Origin of the sequence: Micromonospora sp. MH99 (assembly GCF_021442385.1) — a bacterium.
Taxonomy (GTDB): Bacteria; Actinomycetota; Actinomycetes; order Mycobacteriales; family Micromonosporaceae; genus Micromonospora.
In genome coordinates this window covers 12,978-28,303 of the sequence record NZ_MUZA01000025.1, presented here as the reverse complement: position 1 = coordinate 28,303, position 15,326 = coordinate 12,978, and the positions used below count along the sequence as shown (strand labels likewise).

The window sequence follows — 15,326 nt, the reverse complement described above, 5'->3', positions numbered from 1 at the left end:
CGACCGAAAGTGCACGATCGCGAGGGCGGAAGGGGGCGGAGCGGGGTCAGCTCAGGGCTTCGCCCGCCGGGGCCGGGGTCTCCGCGTCGACGCGGTGGGCGCGGACCTTGTGGCCGACGCTCGTCAGGCAGCGGCCAGAGGGCAGGTCGAAGCGCCAACCATGCAGCTGACAGGTGAGCTGGTCGCCCTCGACGATGCCGAACCGGGTCAGGTCCGCCTTCAGGTGCGGGCAGCGCCGCTGCACCACCCAGTCGCCAAGCGTGATGTCCTCGGCGTCGGTGGTGCGCTCGTGCTCGTCGTACCAACCCTCGGCGTACTGGAGGCGCTCCTCGGAGAGGCACTTGAAGAACGCGTAGACGAACTCGTTGTACTGGCCGATCCGGGCCGCCGAGAACCGGCAGGACAGAAAGAGCGAGTTGACCCAGTCCACCTCGTCGATGAAGAGCAGGTGCTCGATCAGCGACCGCTCGGTCCGGAAGCGGTAGCGGACCTTCTCGTCCGCGTACGGCCGGACCTCCTTACCCGGGAAGTCCACCACGATCGACTCGACGCTCTCGCCGTCGTAGCCCACCAGGTCGAAGCGGACCGGGCCGCCGACCCCCTTGGCCAGGTAGATCGACTCGTCGAGCAGCGGCTCGATGCGGCGCTTCATCTCGCCGAGCACGTCTACCTCGGGGTGCCGCCAGGACGCCTTCTCTGCCTCGATGATCGGGCGCTTGCGCTCCCGCATCTCCTCCAGGTGGGCGACCTTGTTCGCGAAGAACTCCTGCACCGGCACCGGGTGGGTGGTGCTCGCGCCCTCGGTGGTGACCTCGGCGACGCTGCCCGGCAGCAGCACGATGCCGTTGGTGCCGCCGACCTTCGCGTACTCGCTCAGGAAGACCGACTGGTCCGGGAAGATGTTGCCCTCGTCGCCGTGGATGTCGTTGAACTGCCACAGCTCGTCGTCGAGGAAGCACGGCGGGCCGGCGATCGGGAAGACGTGGTCGGCCTTCAGGTCGTCGATGTAGCGCCACGTCCGGTCGAACTGCCGGTCACGCTTCTGCTTGCCGAACGCGGTCTTCGCCGCCTGCGGCAACTCGTAGACCATCGGGTACCAGATCGCCCCGGAGAACTGGAGCAGGTGCGCGTGCACGTGCCCCAACTCGGCGAAGACGCTCAGGTCGGTGGGGCGGGCGTCGTTCTGGTTGAGCAGCCGCACACCGTCGTACTCCACCCAGAGCGAGGAGTCGCCGATCGGGCCGTCGGTGGGGCTGGTCAACGCCTGGATCATGATCTTCAGGCCGCCGTCGAGCTCCACGACCTGCTCGTTGGGCGCCTTCAGGAACTTCGTGAAGCCCAGTGCCCGGAACTCGTCCTCCATCTCCGAGGTCGGAAACTCGGGGAGCAGGACGGTGGCGTCCTTCGAGACGAAGTCCCGCAGGTGCTTCGCATCGAAGTGGTCCCGGTGCAGGTGGGAGACGTACAGGTAGTCGACCTGGCCCAGCGTCTCCCAGTCGAGCAGTGAATTGTCCGGGAAGGGAAACCACGAGGCGAAGTAGGCCGGGTTGACCCACGGGTCGCACAGGATGCTGCCCGCGGCCGTGTCGATCCGCATGCTGGCGTGCCCGGTTCCGGTCACTCGCACCGCACAGTCCCCCTCAAACAGACAATCAGGTGTACGCCAAACGCTACCGGAGGGAGTCTGACCGCCACCCCGCGACGCCCGTAGTGCCGTCCGGCCTGGGCGGGCAGGGCCAGAAGGCGGGGAAACCCCCACCGCACCGCCCCGGGCAGGAGGCGTGCCAGACTAACCAAAGATCCGATCGCGAGGAAGGACCGACAGTGGCAGGAAGCGAGCCGGTAACGTCGCCGGACCAGCACAAGCCCGGGCACCGCAAGTCGGGGCGCATCGGCGCCGTGCTGTCCGCGCTGGCGCTGGTCGTCATGGCGTTCTGCGGCAACCACGAGGGCAGGGTCGAGGACATCTGGCTGATCGGCCTGGCCGCGCTGCTGCTGGTCATCGTGATCGGCGACGCTGTGCTGCGGCGCAACGGTCTGCGCTCCTGACCCGACCGAGCGCCGAACGACCGGCCGACGTACGCCGAGGGCCCGCCCCCACCCGGGGACGGGCCCTCGTTCGCGTACGGGTCGAGGTCAGCGCCCGAACAGGATGTCCTGTACGTCCTTGAGCGCGGCGTCGACCTCGGCCTCGAAGTAGCCGCCGGGCACCAGGCCGAACCGGAGCGTGTCCAGATCCTTCGGGTCGACAGGCATCGGGTTACGGCGCTGCATGCCGCCGAGCAGGGTGTCGAAGAACCGGTCCACCTGGTCCGGGTCGTACCCGCTGCCGAACCGGCGCACCTGGAAGCTGCGGCGGATCTGGTCGACCCGGTACAGGTCGCTGCCGGGCGGGCCGGCCATCGGCGGGCCACCCATCGGAGGCCCGGCCATCGGCGGACCACCCATCGGCGGGCCGGCCACGGCGGGCGGACCCGCCATCGACGGGCCACCGAGGCCCTGCTGCGGCATCGGCGGCGGGCCGCCCGGGCCACGGCGCATGTCGCGCAGGTCCCGTTCGGGCATCCGGATCTCGGCGGTCATGTCGGTGCGACCGTGCCGACCGGCCTCGAAGCCGTCGAAGCGGGGCTCCTCCGGCGGGTAGCCGCCACCGGGCCCACGCTGGTCGTCAGGCGGGCCGTAGCCGCCAGGCATGCGCTGGTCGTCGGGCGGGCCGTAGCCGCCGGGCATCCGCTGGTCGTCGGGCGGACCGTAGCCACCCGGACCGGCGGGCAGACCGCGCTGCGGGACGCCGTGGCCCATCGGACCACCCGGTCCCATCGGGCCCGGACCGCCGGGGCCGGGGCCGCGCTGCGCGTCGTAGCCGCCGCCGCGAGGGGCGTCGTACCCGCCGGCGAAGGCGCCGGTGGGCTCGTCGTACCGGCCGTAGCGGTCGGCGGGCGGACCGGCCTGCGCGGGCATCGGCCGGGGCGGCATCGGCTGCGGGACCATGCCCCCACGGTCGTCGCGCAGCGGCGGGCCCATCCGGTCCGGCGGGCCCATCCGGTCACCCATCCGAGGGTCGCCGCCGCGCCCGGCGCTCGTGCGCTCCTCCAGCTCGGCCAGCTGTCGCTCGACCCGGTCCAGGTGCAGGTCGACCTGCCACTCGTCGTAGCCGTTGAACCGGACCCGGAAGACGACGTCGTGGACCTCCTGGGAGGCCACCGGCGCACCCACCTGCCGGCCGTCGAGCGTCGCCTCGACCCGGTCGAGGAAGGCATCCACCTCGTCGACCTTGTATCCCCGGCGGAGCGCCTTGCGCCGGAAACGCTGACCCTGACTCGCCACTATGTCTCCTGGTCTCGTTCGCCACGCCCGGTCACGCCGGTGCCTCTCCGGCGCGGTCGGTGAAGGTGTCGGTGTCCTCGGCGGCGGCGAGCTGGCCACACGCGCCGTCGATCTCGCGACCCCGGGTGTCCCGTACGGTGGTGGACACTCCCGCGTCACGCAAGCGCCGGACGAACTCCCGCTCGACCGGCTTCGGGCTCGCGTCCCAGCGGCTGCCCGGCGTCGGATTGAGCGGGATGAGGTTCACGTGCGCCAACTTGCCTGCCAACAGCCGCCCGAGCAGGTCAGCTCGCCACGGCTGGTCGTTCACGTCCTTGATCATTGCGTATTCGATGGACACGCGACGGCCCGTCCGGGCGGCATAGTCCCACGCTGCGTCCAGCACCTCGGCTACCTTCCAGCGCTGGTTTACCGGCACGAGTTCGTCGCGCAGATCATCATCGGGCGCGTGCAACGACAGCGCAAGGGTCACAGAGAGGTCTTCGCTGGCCAGTCGGCGGATGGCCGGAACCAGGCCGACCGTGGAAACGGTGATGTGCCGCTGGGACAGACCAAGGCCCTCCGGAGCGGGGCTGACCAGCCGACGGATCGCCGCGATGACCCGGTTGTAGTTGGCCAGCGGCTCGCCCATGCCCATGAACACGACGTGCGACAGCCGCGGCGGTGAGCCGGCGACCGCGCCGGAGGCCGCCACCCCGGCCAGGTAGACCGCCTGGTCGACGATCTCGGCCGTGGACAGGTTGCGGGTCAGCCCGGCCTGGCCGGTGGCGCAGAACGGGCAGGCCATGCCGCAGCCCGCCTGACTGGAGATGCAGACCGTGACGCGGTCCGGGTAGCCCATCAGCACGCTCTCCACCAGCGCGCCGTCGTGCAGCTTCCAGAGCGCCTTGCGGGTCGCTCCGTCGTCGCAGGCGAGCTCGCGCACCGGCGTGAGCAGCGTCGGCAGCAGCTGGTCGGCCAGCCGCTCACGCGTCGCCGCAGGGAGGTCGGTCATCGCCTGCGGGTCGCGGACCAGTCGCCCGAAGTAGTGGTTGGAGATCTGCTTGGCGCGGAACGCGGGCTCACCCAACCCGGCGACAAGCGCCTGGCGGCCGGCCAGATCCAGGTCGGCGAGGTGTTGCGGCGGCATGGAAGCCCGGCGTGCGGCGGGGGCTTCCGAGATGGCGGGGATCAACGGCAGGCTCGTCATGGCTGGTCCAGTGTGTCACGCCTCCGGCGCCGGGCACCCCTGCGGAGGTGTGGAACCGACCCCGACCGCCGGTCGGCAACCCTCGGGCCACGGTGATCCATGCCTCACCCCACCACCGGCACGAAGATCGCCAACAGCAGGTACGCGGTCGGCACCGCGAACAGGATCGAGTCCAACCGGTCCATCAGGCCACCGTGCCCGGGCAGCAGGTTGCTCATGTCCTTGACCCCGAGGTCCCGCTTGATCATCGATTCGGCGAGATCGCCGAGGACCGCCGCACAGGAGACGGCCACCCCGAACACGGCACCCCACCAGGGGGCCACCTCGAACATCAGCCACAGCAGCAGGGCACTGCCCAGCGCCGCCGCGGTGACCGAGCCGGCGAAACCCTCCCAGGACTTCTTCGGGCTGATCGACGGGGCCATCGGGTGGCGGCCGAAGGAGACGCCGGCCGCGTACCCGCCGGTGTCGGAGAGGACCACCGCGATCAGCGTGGCCAGGATGCGCAGCCGGCCGTCGTCGGGGGCCGCTGCCAGCAACGCCGCGAAGCCACCGAGGAACGGCACGTAGACAGCGATCAGGGTGGCCGCGGTGAGATCCCGCTGGAAGCCGGCCGGGCCGTCGCCCAACCGCCAGACCATCGTGCCCAGCACGGTGACCAGCAGGCCCAGGCTGAGCGCGTCCGGACCGGCGAACCACGCCAGCCCGATGGTCAGCACGCCACCGGCGAGCAGCGGCACCAGCGGCGGGTGGGCGCCGCTGCGGCGGACCGCCCGGGCCATCTCCCAGATGCCCACCGCGATGGCGGCGGCGATCACCGGCAGGAACGCCAGCGGGTAGAAGACCAGCGGCACCACGATCAGCGCGCCGAGGCCGAGCCCGACCCCGATGGCCGCCGGCAGGTTCCGGCCGGCCCGCCCGGTGCCCACCTGCTGGGTCGCCGGCCGGTCGAGGCTGGCCCGTCGCCGGCCCCTCGGCCGCCGGCCCTTCGGGGGCTCCGGCTCGGTCACCGGGTCGTCGTCCGGCAGGATCTCCGCGCCGATGGGCGCGAGCTGCGCCGTCGGGAAACCGGCATCGTCGTCGAAGCGCGGCGGAACGTCACGGTCGTCGACGTAGGGCGGCGCGGCACTGTCGTCAAAGTGCGGTGGTGCGGCACTGTCGTCGTAACGCTGGCCGGCGCCGGGGTCGGCATAACGTGGCGCCGCGTCACCCGCTGGCGGGCGGTCGCCGTAGCGGGCGGGGCGACCCCGGTCGTCGTACCTGTCGGACTGGTTCCGCTCGTCGTCGTAGCGATCCCGGTCGTCGAACCGGTCGCGCCGGTCCCGGTCGTCGAAGCGGTCCCGGTCGTCCGGGCGGAGCGTCCGGCCGCGCTCGTCGTACGGGTCGGCCGGGTATGGATCGGCGTACGGGCGGGTGCGTGGCTCGGCGTACACCTCGGGCCCGGCGGCCGTACGGTGGTTCCACTGCCCCGCATCGAGCTCCTGCTCGGGCCAGGGCAGGGCCACCGGGCGCTCGGGTCGGTCCCAGCCGCGCGGCTCGTCGGTGTAGGGGTCGGGGTGGGACATCACGCACCGCGACGCGGCACGAGTACCACCACATGACGCAAGACCACAAGCATCCCCTACACGCGCGACTGTGTTCCTCCGGCTCGACCGCCCCGACGGTCGGTCGATTCCCGGTGCGCACCGCCCGGTGGCCGGGAATCCTGCCGAGCCTACTGCACCCGTCGCCGGGGCGAGGCGGACGATGGCGCCAGTGGCCGCCGAGGCCCTCGCGGGGTCGCGGTGGGCGGGGTCCGGCGAGTGGCCCACGCTGCCACGACGGCGACGGCCCGACGCCGGCCCGAGAACCGCGCCCCGCCGCCCGACCGAGCGCCCCCGGCGCATCGACGCCTATCCGACCGAGCATCCGGGCGAACAGGGGATGACCCGCGCCACCCGTCGGTGGTCGGCTGTCGGTGTGCCGGCGTCCGCCGGCGGTCTGCACCACAGCAACGGGGAAGGAACGTTCGTGCGCAGAATCAGCCTGGCGGTGCTGACGATGGCCGCCCTCGTCCTGACGGCGGCCCCACCGGCCACCGCGGCGACACGGAACGCCACCATCAGGATCGACCACCGCACCAGCGAGATCTACCTGTACGACGGGAGCCCCGACGGCACCGGGCCGGCGTTCCCGGCCGCCACCGCCCGGGGGGAGGTGCGCAACTGCCCGACCGGCGTGTACTTCCTGTCGGCGTCGCTGACCCAGGACGGCCTGCCGACCTACTGGGCCACCGGCGGCCTCGGCGCCGGCGAGATCGTCTGCGACGGCGGCACCGCCAGCATCTCGATGGGCTTCTACCGGGCCGACCCGGTGCTGCATCCGGGTCGGGCCACCGTGCGCTTCGAACTGCACGACGCGTACGTCGGAACGACCCTGACCGAGACGACCCGGACCGTCCGGATCCCCCGCTGACGCTCGGACGGCGCGAGGCCCGTCCCCGGATCGGGGGCGGGCCTCGCATCGGCTGCTCACCCGGCGGACGCCGGGTCGGGCCTCAGACCTCCAGCAGCTCGGTCTCCTTGTGCTTGACCAGGTCGTCGATGTTGGCGACGTAGCGCTGCGTCAGGTCGTCCAGTTCCTTCTCGGCGCGGCGACCGTCGTCCTCGCCGGCCTCGCCGTCCTTGACGATCCGGTCCAGCTCCTCCTTGCCACGGCGGCGGACGTTGCGGATCGCCACCTTGGCCTCCTCGCCCTTGTGCCGGGCCACCTTGATCATGTCGCGGCGGCGCTCCTCGGTCATCTGCGGGAGCAGGATGCGCAGCTGGTTGCCCTCGTTGTTCGGGTTCACCCCGAGGTCCGAGTCGCGGATCGCCTTCTCCATCGCGTTGATCTGCGAGTTGTCGTACGGCTTGATGATGGCCATCCGCGGCTCGGGAACCGCGATGGACGCCATCTGCGTCAACGGAGTGGGCGTGCCGTAGTAGTCGATGATGACCTTGGAGAACATGGCGGCGTTGGCGCGACCGGTGCGGATCGCGCCGAACTCCTCCTTGGCGTGCTCAACAGCACGCTCCATCTTCTCCTCGGCCTCGAGGAGGGTGTCGTCGATCACCGGTCTCCTCGCCTCCTTCTGTGCTCGTCGTGGGCTCTGCTGAAAGTCGTCCGGGCCGCTGCCGGTCACGCTCAGGCGGTGATCAGGGTGCCGATCTTGTCGCCACCCACCGCGCGGATGATGGTGTCGTCACCCTGCGCGCCGAAGACCAACATCGGCAGGCCGTTCTCCATGCAGAGGCTGAACGCCGCGGCGTCGGCCACCCGCAGGTTGCGGCGCAGCACCTCGGAGAAGGTGATCGAGTCGAGCTTGCTGGCGGTGGGGTCGATCCGCGGATCGGCGGTGTACACGCCGTCCACGCCGTTCTTGCTCATCAGCACCACGTCGGCCCGGATCTCCAGCGCCCGCTGGGCGGCCACGGTGTCGGTGGAGAAGTACGGCATGCCCGCGCCGGCGCCGAAGATGACCACACGGCCCTTCTCCAGGTGCCGGATCGCCCGCAGCGGGATGTACGGTTCGGCGACCTGGGCCATCGTGATGGCGCTCTGCACCCGGGTCTCGATGCCTTCCTTCTCCAGGAAGTCCTGCAACGCGAGGCAGTTCATCACGGTGCCGAGCATGCCCATGTAGTCGGCGCGAGCGCGGTCCATCCCGCGCTTCTGCAGCTCCGCGCCACGGAAGAAGTTGCCCCCGCCGACCACCACGGAGACCTGCACGCCGCGGCGGACCACTGTGGCGATCTGCCGGGCGATGGCCTGCACGACGTCCGGGTCGACGCCGATCGCGCCGCCACCGAACACCTCACCCGAGAGCTTCAGCACCACCCGGCGGGCCCGCCCCGGCGGCGGCGCCGTCGGATCGTCCACCGCCAGCGTCCGGTCACTCACAACCTGCGTCATCCGCCCCGCCTTCCCCCACGCGCACGCCCCGCGCGACGCGTTACCGCGAACCTGCCGCTGCCGACCCTATGTGACGAGGAGGCCGCGGTGCCTGTCACGTACACCGGCGGCCTCCTCGTCGACGTTTCCTGCCCACGGGCGCGCGCGGCGCCCGGTGGCGGCTCAGGCCTGGCCGACCTCGAACCGCACGAAGCGGGTGACCTCGATACCGGCCTCGGCCAGCATCTGCTTCACCGTCTTCTTGTTGTCGGCGACGGACGACTGCTCGACGAGGACGTAGTCCTTGAAGAAGGAGTTCACCCGACCCTCGACGATCTTCGGCAGGGCCGCCTCGGGCTTGTTCTCCTCGCGGGCGGTCTGCTCGGCGATGCGCCGCTCGGACTCGACGACCTCGGCCGGAACCTCGTCCCGGGTGAGGTACTTCGGCCGCATCGCGGCGATCTGCATGGCGACACCACGGGCGTCAGCGTCGCCCGCCTCGTCGGACTTGCCGGTGTACGACACCAGCACGCCGACGGCCGGCGGCAGGTCCTGCGCCTTGCGGTGCAGGTAGACCGCGGTGGTGCCCTCGACCTTGGCGAAGCGGTTCAGCACCAGCTTCTCGCCGATCTTGGCGGACTGCTCCTGGACCAGGTCCGCGACGACCTTGCCGTCCAGCTCGGAGGCGAGCAGCTCCTCGGCGTTGTTCACGCCGGAACGCTCGCCGTGCTCCACCAGCTGCTGGGCCAGCGCGATGAACGACTCGGTCTTGGCGACGAAGTCGGTCTCGCAGTTGAGCTCGAGCAGCGCCTTGCCGGAGTGGGCGACCAAGCCGTTGGCGGCCGTACGGCCGGCCCGCTTGCCGACATCCTTGGCGCCCTTGACGCGCAGGATCTCGATGGCCTTGTCGAAGTCGCCCTCGGCCTCGGTCAGCGCCTTCTTGCTGTCCATCATGCCGGCGCCGGTGAGGTCGCGGAGCTTCTTGACGTCCGCGGCGGTGATTTGGGACATGGCTCTCTCTTCGGTGTTGAGACGGCGTGTGGATGGTCAGAGGTGCCGGTTACCCGGATCCGGGCGGATCGTGCCCGGCGTACCGCCGCTGCCCGCCGTCCGCGGAAAAACGGACGGACGGGCAGCGACGGTGCGGGTCACTCCGCGGTGGCGGCCGCCGGCTGCTCGGTGGCGGCCTGCGCCGGCTGCTCCGGAGCGGGCTGCTCGGCGGCGGCAGCGGCCGGCTGCTCGGCCGGGGCGGCCGACTCGTCGGCCTTCTTCGGCTCCAGCAGCTCGCGCTCCCACTCGGCCAGCGGCTCGTCGCTCGCGACGCCCTCGGGCTTCTCGTCCCCGCCCCGGCGACGACCGGACCGCGCGATCAGACCGTCCGCGACGGCGGCCGCGACCACGCGGGTCAGCAGCTCGGCGGAGCGGATCGCGTCGTCGTTGCCCGGGATCGGGAAGTCGACCTCGTCCGGGTCGCAGTTGGTGTCGAGAACGGCGATCACCGGGATGCCCAGCTTGCGGGCCTCGTCGACGGCGATGTGCTCCTTCTTGGTGTCGACGATCCAGACCGCGGCCGGCAGCTTCTGCATGTCCCGCAGACCACCCAGCGTGCGGGTCAGCTTGATCTTCTCGCGGGAGAGCTGCAGGGTCTCCTTCTTGGTGTAACCGGCGGCGGTGCCGCTGAGGTCACCCAGGCCCTCCAGCTCCTTCATCCGCTGGAGGCGCTTGTACACGGTCTGGAAGTTGGTCAGCATGCCACCGAGCCAGCGGTGGTTGACGTACGGCTGACCGACCCGGGTCGCCTGCTCGGCGATGGCCTCCTGGGCCTGCTTCTTGGTGCCGACGAAGAGGATGCTGCCACCCTCCGCGACGGTCCCACGCACGAACTCGTACGCCTTCTCGATGTAGTCGAGAGTCTGGCGCAGGTCGATGATGTAGATGCCGTTGCGCTCGGTCATGATGAAGCGCTTCATCTTCGGGTTCCAACGCCGGGTCTGGTGCCCGAAGTGGACACCGCTCTCCAGCAGCTGGCGCATGGTCACGACGGCCATGGGTGGGGTACTCCTCAAGATCCCTGGTTGTCACGCCCGGCCGGTGGCCGGGCGTCCTGGCGCCTGGTCGCCGGCCCATGGTGGGCCCGATCAAGATCGGGACCAGGGAGGCCGTCGCTTCACGACGATTCGTGAAGAGGGCACGCGAGGTCGACCGCGCGAGGCGGTCGCCAGTTGGCCAGTGTACGCCCCTCCCCCGCCCGACGACCTCCGGGTGCAGCGCGGGCGGGGCTGCCAGGCGGGGCCGCCGGGCGCGCTGCCAGGCGGGGCCCGCCGGCGGGTCTGTCGGGCGGAGCTGTGCGGGTGGGACTCAGCCGGCGGCGAGGGCGGCGGCGACGAAGAGCACCAGGCCGACGGTCAGGTACGCCGTCGGAGGGCGCAGCCATCCCCGTCCGCCGTCGGAAAGCGCCAGTCCGCCGGTTCTGAGTCCGTACAGACCCGCTGCGAAGATCGGCAGCCCGGCGACCAGGCAGATGCCCACCACGACGTTGCCAGCGTCCAGCGGGTCGCCGGTCACGCCCGCCAGCAACACCCGCAGTGCGGGGATCTCGAAAATCAACGCCAGCAGGGCGAAGAGCGCGGCCAACGCCGGGCGACGGGTCCGGTAGACACCGTCGGCCGGCTGGGGGTACACCGGCGGCTCGCCGGCGGACAGGTCGGGCCGCGGGCCGATCCCCGGCATCGGGCCGGTCGGCATCTCCAGCGGGTGCGGCTGCTCCCCGCCGCCCCGGGTCGGCTCAATGATCGGATATCCGGCGAGCGGGGCGGGCCGGGCCTGGTCGGCGAGCACACCGGCCGCCGGCCCGACGGCCTGGGGGGCCGCCGACCCGGCGTCTCGGGCGGCCTCCGGCGTGGCGTCCCGCGCCACCTCGGGCGTGGCCGGGCTCAGCGACTCTCGGGCGGCCCGGCGGCCGGACAGCTCCCCGGAGATCTCCGAGGGGTCCCGATCCGCCCTGCGGGAGCGGGTCGCCCGGTAACCGTCCCCCTCCGTACGCGCGTCACCAAGCGGGTCGACCGCGCCGAAGCGTCCGGAGTCGGCCTCGCCGCTGCCGAACATCCCCGCCTGGGCGTCGACGGCGCCGAACCGCCCCGAGTCCGACTCGGGCGGACCGCCGAAGCGGCCCGCGTCCACCGCGCCCAGACGGCCGGAGTCCGACTCCGGCGGGCCACCGAAGCGGCCCGCGTCCACCGCGCTCAGACGGCCGGAGTCCGACTCGGGCGGGCCGCCGAAACGACCCGCGTCCACCGCGCCGAAGCGGCCCGAGCCCGGCTCCGGGATGGCACCGAAGGGAGCCGGATCCGGCTCACGGCGTCGACCGATGCCGGTGTCCTCGAGGGATCGACCGTCTTCGCCGCCGCGCTGCTCGGGGACCTCGCTGTCCCGGTATCGCGGCTCACCCGCGCCGCGCCACTCGGAATCGCCGTAACCGCGACCCCGCTCGTCGGGGTACCAGCGCGACTCCTGATCTTCCGGAAAGCTCCGTCGTCCGTCCACGTCAGGCACCGTATGCGACCGGCCACGTCCGCGCCATTTCAGCCCGGTCGGCCGGTGAAGGGTGCAGCTCCTCGTCCCGGTCGCTGCATAGCACGGCGCGGGCTTGATCGTCCGGTTGTCCACAGGACGCCCGTCGTCCACAGCCGGGCCGTCGCGGGGTCGCGACGCGCGCACTCGGACGGGCACCGTCGCGGCCATGACGAAGCGGAACCAGGCGGTCGGCGCGTACGGCGAGCGGTGTGCCGCCCGGCACCTGAGCGAGGCGGGGCTACGCCCGATCGCCCGGAACTGGCGCTGCCCGCAAGGCGAGATCGACATCATCGCCTGGGACGGGCCGGTGCTCGCGTTCTGTGAGGTGAAGACGCGCCGGGGCGACGTGTTCGGCACACCGGCCGAAGCTGTCGTACCAGCCAAGGCCCGTCGCCTGCGCGGGCTCGCCGCGATCTGGCTCGCCGAGACCGGCACCAGCGCCGACGAGGTGCGGTTCGACGTGCTGTCGGTACGACTGCCCGCCGCCGGTCCCGCGCAGGTCGACCACCTCAAGGGCGCGTTCTGAGATGCGCCGCCGACGGATCGGTGACGCGTCATGAGCTACGCGAAGGTGCTCTGCGTGGGGCTGGTCGGCGTCACCGGCCACCTCGTCGAGGTCGAGGCGGACCTGGCCGCCGGCCTGCCGGCCGTGGTGATCTCCGGTCTGCCGGACACGGCCCTGCACGAGGCCCGCGACCGGGTCCGGGCCGCAGTGGTCAACTCCGGCCAACGCTGGCCCAACCGGCGGATCACGCTGAACCTGCTGCCGGCCACGCTGCCGAAGTTCGGCTCGGCGTTCGATCTGGCCATCGCCGCCGCGCTGCTGGGCGGCTCGGGTGAGCTGCCGCTGCTCCCGCTGGAGGGGGTGGTGGTCCTCGGCGAACTGGGCCTGGACGGGACGGTCCGGCCGGTGCGCGGGGTGCTGCCGATGGTCGCCGCAGCGGCCAAGGCCGGCGTCGAACGGGTCATCGTGCCGACCGGCAACGCCGCCGAGGCCGCAGTGATCCCCGGCGTACGGGTGCGGGCGGTGGACACGCTGCACCGGCTGGTCGCCTTCGTCCGCGACGGCAGCCCGCTGATCGAACCACCGCCGGACGCCCCGGAACCGGTTCCCGGCGGCCCCGACCTCGCCGAGGTCGCCGGGCAGCAGCTGGGCCGGCGGGCGCTGGAGGTCGCCGCGGCGGGCGGGCACCACATCGCGCTGCTCGGCCCTCCGGGCGCCGGCAAGACGATGCTGGCCGAGCGGCTGCCGTCGCTCCTGCCCGAGCTGGACGACGACGCGGCGCTGCAGGTGACCGCGCTGCACTCGGTCGCCGGGCTGCTGCCACCGGGTGGCCGACTGCTGCGCCGCCCGCCGTTCCAGGCACCGCACCACACGGCGACGGTCCCGTCCCTCGTCGGCGGCGGTTCCGGGCTGGCCCGCCCCGGCGCGGTGTCGCTGGCTCACCGCGGGGTGCTGTTCCTCGACGAGGCGCCGGAGTTCAGCAAGGGCGCGCTGGAGGCGTTGCGTCAGCCGTTGGAAAACGGTCGCATCCTGCTGAGCCGCAGCGGAGGCGGCACCGAGTACCCGGCCCGGACCCAACTGGTGCTGGCCGCCAATCCGTGCCCGTGCGCGAAGCCGTCCGGCGACGCGTACTGCGAGTGCTCGCCGCTGGTCCGCCGTCGCTACTTGGGCCGCCTCTCCGGGCCGCTGCTCGACCGGATCGACGTGCAGGTGCGGCTGATGCCCGTCCGGGCGGCGGAGCTGATGGCGTCCGTCGGCGACGCCGAGTCCTCGGCCACTGTCGCCGGCCGGGTCGCGGCGGCCCGCAGCGCGGCCGCCGCGCGCTGGGCCGGCCTCGGGCGGCGACTCAACGCCGAGGTGGACGGGCCGATCCTGCGCCGCCCACCGTGGCGGCTCCCGGCGCCGGTCACCGCCGAGCTGCGCGGCCGACTCGACTCCGGCTCGCTCTCGGCGCGGGGCTTCGACCGGGTGATCCGGATGGCCTGGACCATCGCGGACCTGGACGGCCGGGACCGGCCGGACCGCGACGACGTACGAGAGGCGATCCAACTACGAACGGGGGAGGCGGCATGAGCGCCGACGAGGAGAGCAGGCTGGCCCGGGTGGCGCTGACCTGGTTGGCCGAGCCGGGCACCCGGGCGGTGCACCAACTGGTCGACCGACTCGGTCCGGTCGCGACACTGGATCTGTTGCTCGACGGCGGTAGCCCCGACGGCTGGCTGCACAGCACGGTGGCCGCCCGGTCGGCCGCCGGTGACGCGCGGGCGGTCGCCGCCGAGGCGTTGGCGAGGGCCGACCGACTCGGCGCCCGCCTGGTCACCCCCGACGACGCGGAGTGGCCGGTCCGGGTGGCCGGCCTGAAGACGCTCCGGCTGCCGAACGCCATCCGCCGGGTGGACGGCGAGACCGCGCCGCCGCTCTGCTTCTGGGTACGCGGGGCCTGGGACCTGGGCGAGGCGCTGGAGCGCTCGGTGGCGGTGGTCGGCGCGCGGGCGGCCACCGGCTACGGCCAGCACGTCGCCACCGAACTGGGGTACGGGCTGGCCGAGCGGGACTGGACAGTGGTCTCCGGCGGCGCGTTCGGCATCGACGCGGCAGCCCACCGGGGTGCCCTCAACGCGGGCGGGTTGACCGTCGCGGTGCTGGCCTGCGGTGTGGACCGGCCGTATCCGATGGGCAACACCGCGCTCTTCGACCGGATCGCCGACACAGGGCTGCTGGTCAGCGAGTGGCCACCCGGCGCCGAGCCGCTCCGTCCCCGGTTCCTGATCCGCAACCGGGTCATCGCCGGGGGCACCCTCGGCACCGTCGTGGTGGAGGCGTCGGCGCGCAGCGGCGCGACGCAGACCGCCCGGCGGGCCATCCACACCGGGCGGGTCGCGATGGTCGTGCCCGGGCCGGTGACCTCGGCGATGTCCGTCGGGGCACACGAGTTGCTGCGCGAGTGCACCGAGGTGCGGCTGGTCACCGGGGTGGCGCACGTGCTCGAGGAGGTGGGCCGGGTCGGCGCGGACCTGGCCCCGCTGGCCCGTGGCCCGCAGCGGCCGACCGACGCCTTGGACGACGACGCCCGCTCCCTGCTGGAGGCGTTGCCCCGCCGGGGCGTACGGGGTGTGGACGCGCTCGCCGCCCGGGCCGGCGTGAACGTGCGTACCGCGCTGCGCAAGCTGTCGTTGCTGGAGGAACTGTCCATGGTGGTGCGCCGCGACGACGGTTACGCCCTTGTCCCGCCAACCGGTTCGAAGGGCGGCGCCTGAGCAGACGCACCATCACGCTGCACGGCCGTCGGGTATGGCGACACCGGCACCAGAGTGGCGAGCG

General features: G+C 72.4%; 14 protein-coding genes. 5 read left to right on the top strand and 9 right to left on the bottom strand.

Annotated features, from left to right (window positions below; all coding sequences use genetic code 11):
• Positions 1 to 46: 46 nt before the first annotated feature.
• Positions 47 to 1,627: a Rieske 2Fe-2S domain-containing protein gene (locus B0E54_RS15520; protein ID WP_234584242.1), complete on the bottom strand. Its 1,581-nt coding sequence runs from the start codon at positions 1,625 to 1,627 to the stop codon at positions 47 to 49.
• Between the two features lie 197 nt (positions 1,628 to 1,824).
• On the opposite strand from B0E54_RS15520, the gene B0E54_RS15515 reads away from it, so the two are divergent.
• On the top strand, positions 1,825 to 2,049 hold the full coding sequence (locus B0E54_RS15515) for a DUF2631 domain-containing protein (RefSeq protein WP_234584241.1): 225 nt from the start codon (positions 1,825 to 1,827) through the stop codon (positions 2,047 to 2,049).
• A gap of 87 nt (positions 2,050 to 2,136) precedes the next feature.
• Here B0E54_RS15515 and B0E54_RS15510 read toward each other — a convergent pair whose 3' ends face one another.
• The 3 genes from B0E54_RS15510 to B0E54_RS15500 all read right to left on the bottom strand — a co-directional run bounded on the left by B0E54_RS15510 (position 2,137) and on the right by B0E54_RS15500 (position 6,081).
• Positions 2,137 to 3,327 carry a DivIVA domain-containing protein gene (locus B0E54_RS15510; protein WP_234584240.1) on the bottom strand — a complete coding sequence of 397 codons (1,191 nt, stop codon included), beginning with the start codon at positions 3,325 to 3,327 and terminating at the stop codon, positions 2,137 to 2,139.
• Between the two features lie 31 nt (positions 3,328 to 3,358).
• A complete protein-coding gene (gene rlmN, locus B0E54_RS15505) occupies positions 3,359 to 4,516 on the bottom strand; it encodes a 23S rRNA (adenine(2503)-C(2))-methyltransferase RlmN (protein ID WP_234584239.1) in 1,158 nt (385 codons plus the stop codon).
• A gap of 104 nt (positions 4,517 to 4,620) precedes the next feature.
• Positions 4,621 to 6,081: a phosphatidate cytidylyltransferase gene (locus B0E54_RS15500; RefSeq protein ID WP_234584238.1), complete on the bottom strand. Its 1,461-nt coding sequence runs from the start codon at positions 6,079 to 6,081 to the stop codon at positions 4,621 to 4,623.
• A gap of 445 nt (positions 6,082 to 6,526) precedes the next feature.
• Here B0E54_RS15500 and B0E54_RS15495 point away from each other — a divergent pair, with 445 nt between their 5' ends.
• Entirely contained in the window at positions 6,527 to 6,970 is a 444-nt protein-coding gene (locus tag B0E54_RS15495; protein WP_234584237.1) for a hypothetical protein, read from the top strand.
• 82 nt (positions 6,971 to 7,052) lie between these two features.
• Here B0E54_RS15495 and frr read toward each other — a convergent pair whose 3' ends face one another.
• The 5 genes from frr to B0E54_RS15470 form a co-directional block, all read right to left on the bottom strand.
• The gene (gene frr, locus B0E54_RS15490; RefSeq protein WP_204943784.1) at positions 7,053 to 7,610 is read right to left on the bottom strand and encodes a ribosome recycling factor; all 558 of its coding nucleotides are present in this window, start codon (positions 7,608 to 7,610) and stop codon (positions 7,053 to 7,055) included.
• Positions 7,611 to 7,681: 71 nt separating this feature from the next.
• On the bottom strand, positions 7,682 to 8,449 hold the full coding sequence (gene pyrH / locus B0E54_RS15485) for a UMP kinase (protein ID WP_151490294.1): 768 nt from the start codon (positions 8,447 to 8,449) through the stop codon (positions 7,682 to 7,684).
• Positions 8,450 to 8,611: 162 nt separating this feature from the next.
• Positions 8,612 to 9,439 (bottom strand): translation elongation factor Ts, encoded by an 828-nt coding sequence (gene tsf / locus B0E54_RS15480; protein WP_234584236.1) that lies wholly within the window; start codon positions 9,437 to 9,439, stop codon positions 8,612 to 8,614.
• 137 nt (positions 9,440 to 9,576) lie between these two features.
• Positions 9,577 to 10,476 (bottom strand): 30S ribosomal protein S2, encoded by a 900-nt coding sequence (gene rpsB / locus B0E54_RS15475; protein ID WP_234584235.1) that lies wholly within the window; start codon positions 10,474 to 10,476, stop codon positions 9,577 to 9,579.
• A gap of 310 nt (positions 10,477 to 10,786) precedes the next feature.
• Complete coding sequence (locus B0E54_RS15470; protein ID WP_234584234.1) at positions 10,787 to 11,971, bottom strand: hypothetical protein; 1,185 nt, start codon at positions 11,969 to 11,971, stop codon at positions 10,787 to 10,789.
• Between the two features lie 196 nt (positions 11,972 to 12,167).
• On the opposite strand from B0E54_RS15470, the gene B0E54_RS15465 reads away from it, so the two are divergent.
• From B0E54_RS15465 to dprA, 3 genes are read left to right on the top strand one after another with little or no spacing between them, the layout of a single operon-like run.
• On the top strand, positions 12,168 to 12,527 hold the full coding sequence (locus tag B0E54_RS15465; protein WP_234584233.1) for a YraN family protein: 360 nt from the start codon (positions 12,168 to 12,170) through the stop codon (positions 12,525 to 12,527).
• A gap of 30 nt (positions 12,528 to 12,557) precedes the next feature.
• Positions 12,558 to 14,078 carry a YifB family Mg chelatase-like AAA ATPase gene (locus tag B0E54_RS15460; protein ID WP_234584232.1) on the top strand — a complete coding sequence of 507 codons (1,521 nt, stop codon included), beginning with the start codon at positions 12,558 to 12,560 and terminating at the stop codon, positions 14,076 to 14,078.
• On the top strand, positions 14,075 to 15,262 hold the full coding sequence (gene dprA, locus B0E54_RS15455; protein ID WP_234584231.1) for a DNA-processing protein DprA: 1,188 nt from the start codon (positions 14,075 to 14,077) through the stop codon (positions 15,260 to 15,262). The genes B0E54_RS15460 and dprA overlap by 4 nt, the downstream gene beginning before the upstream one ends.
• Positions 15,263 to 15,326: the final 64 nt, after the last annotated feature.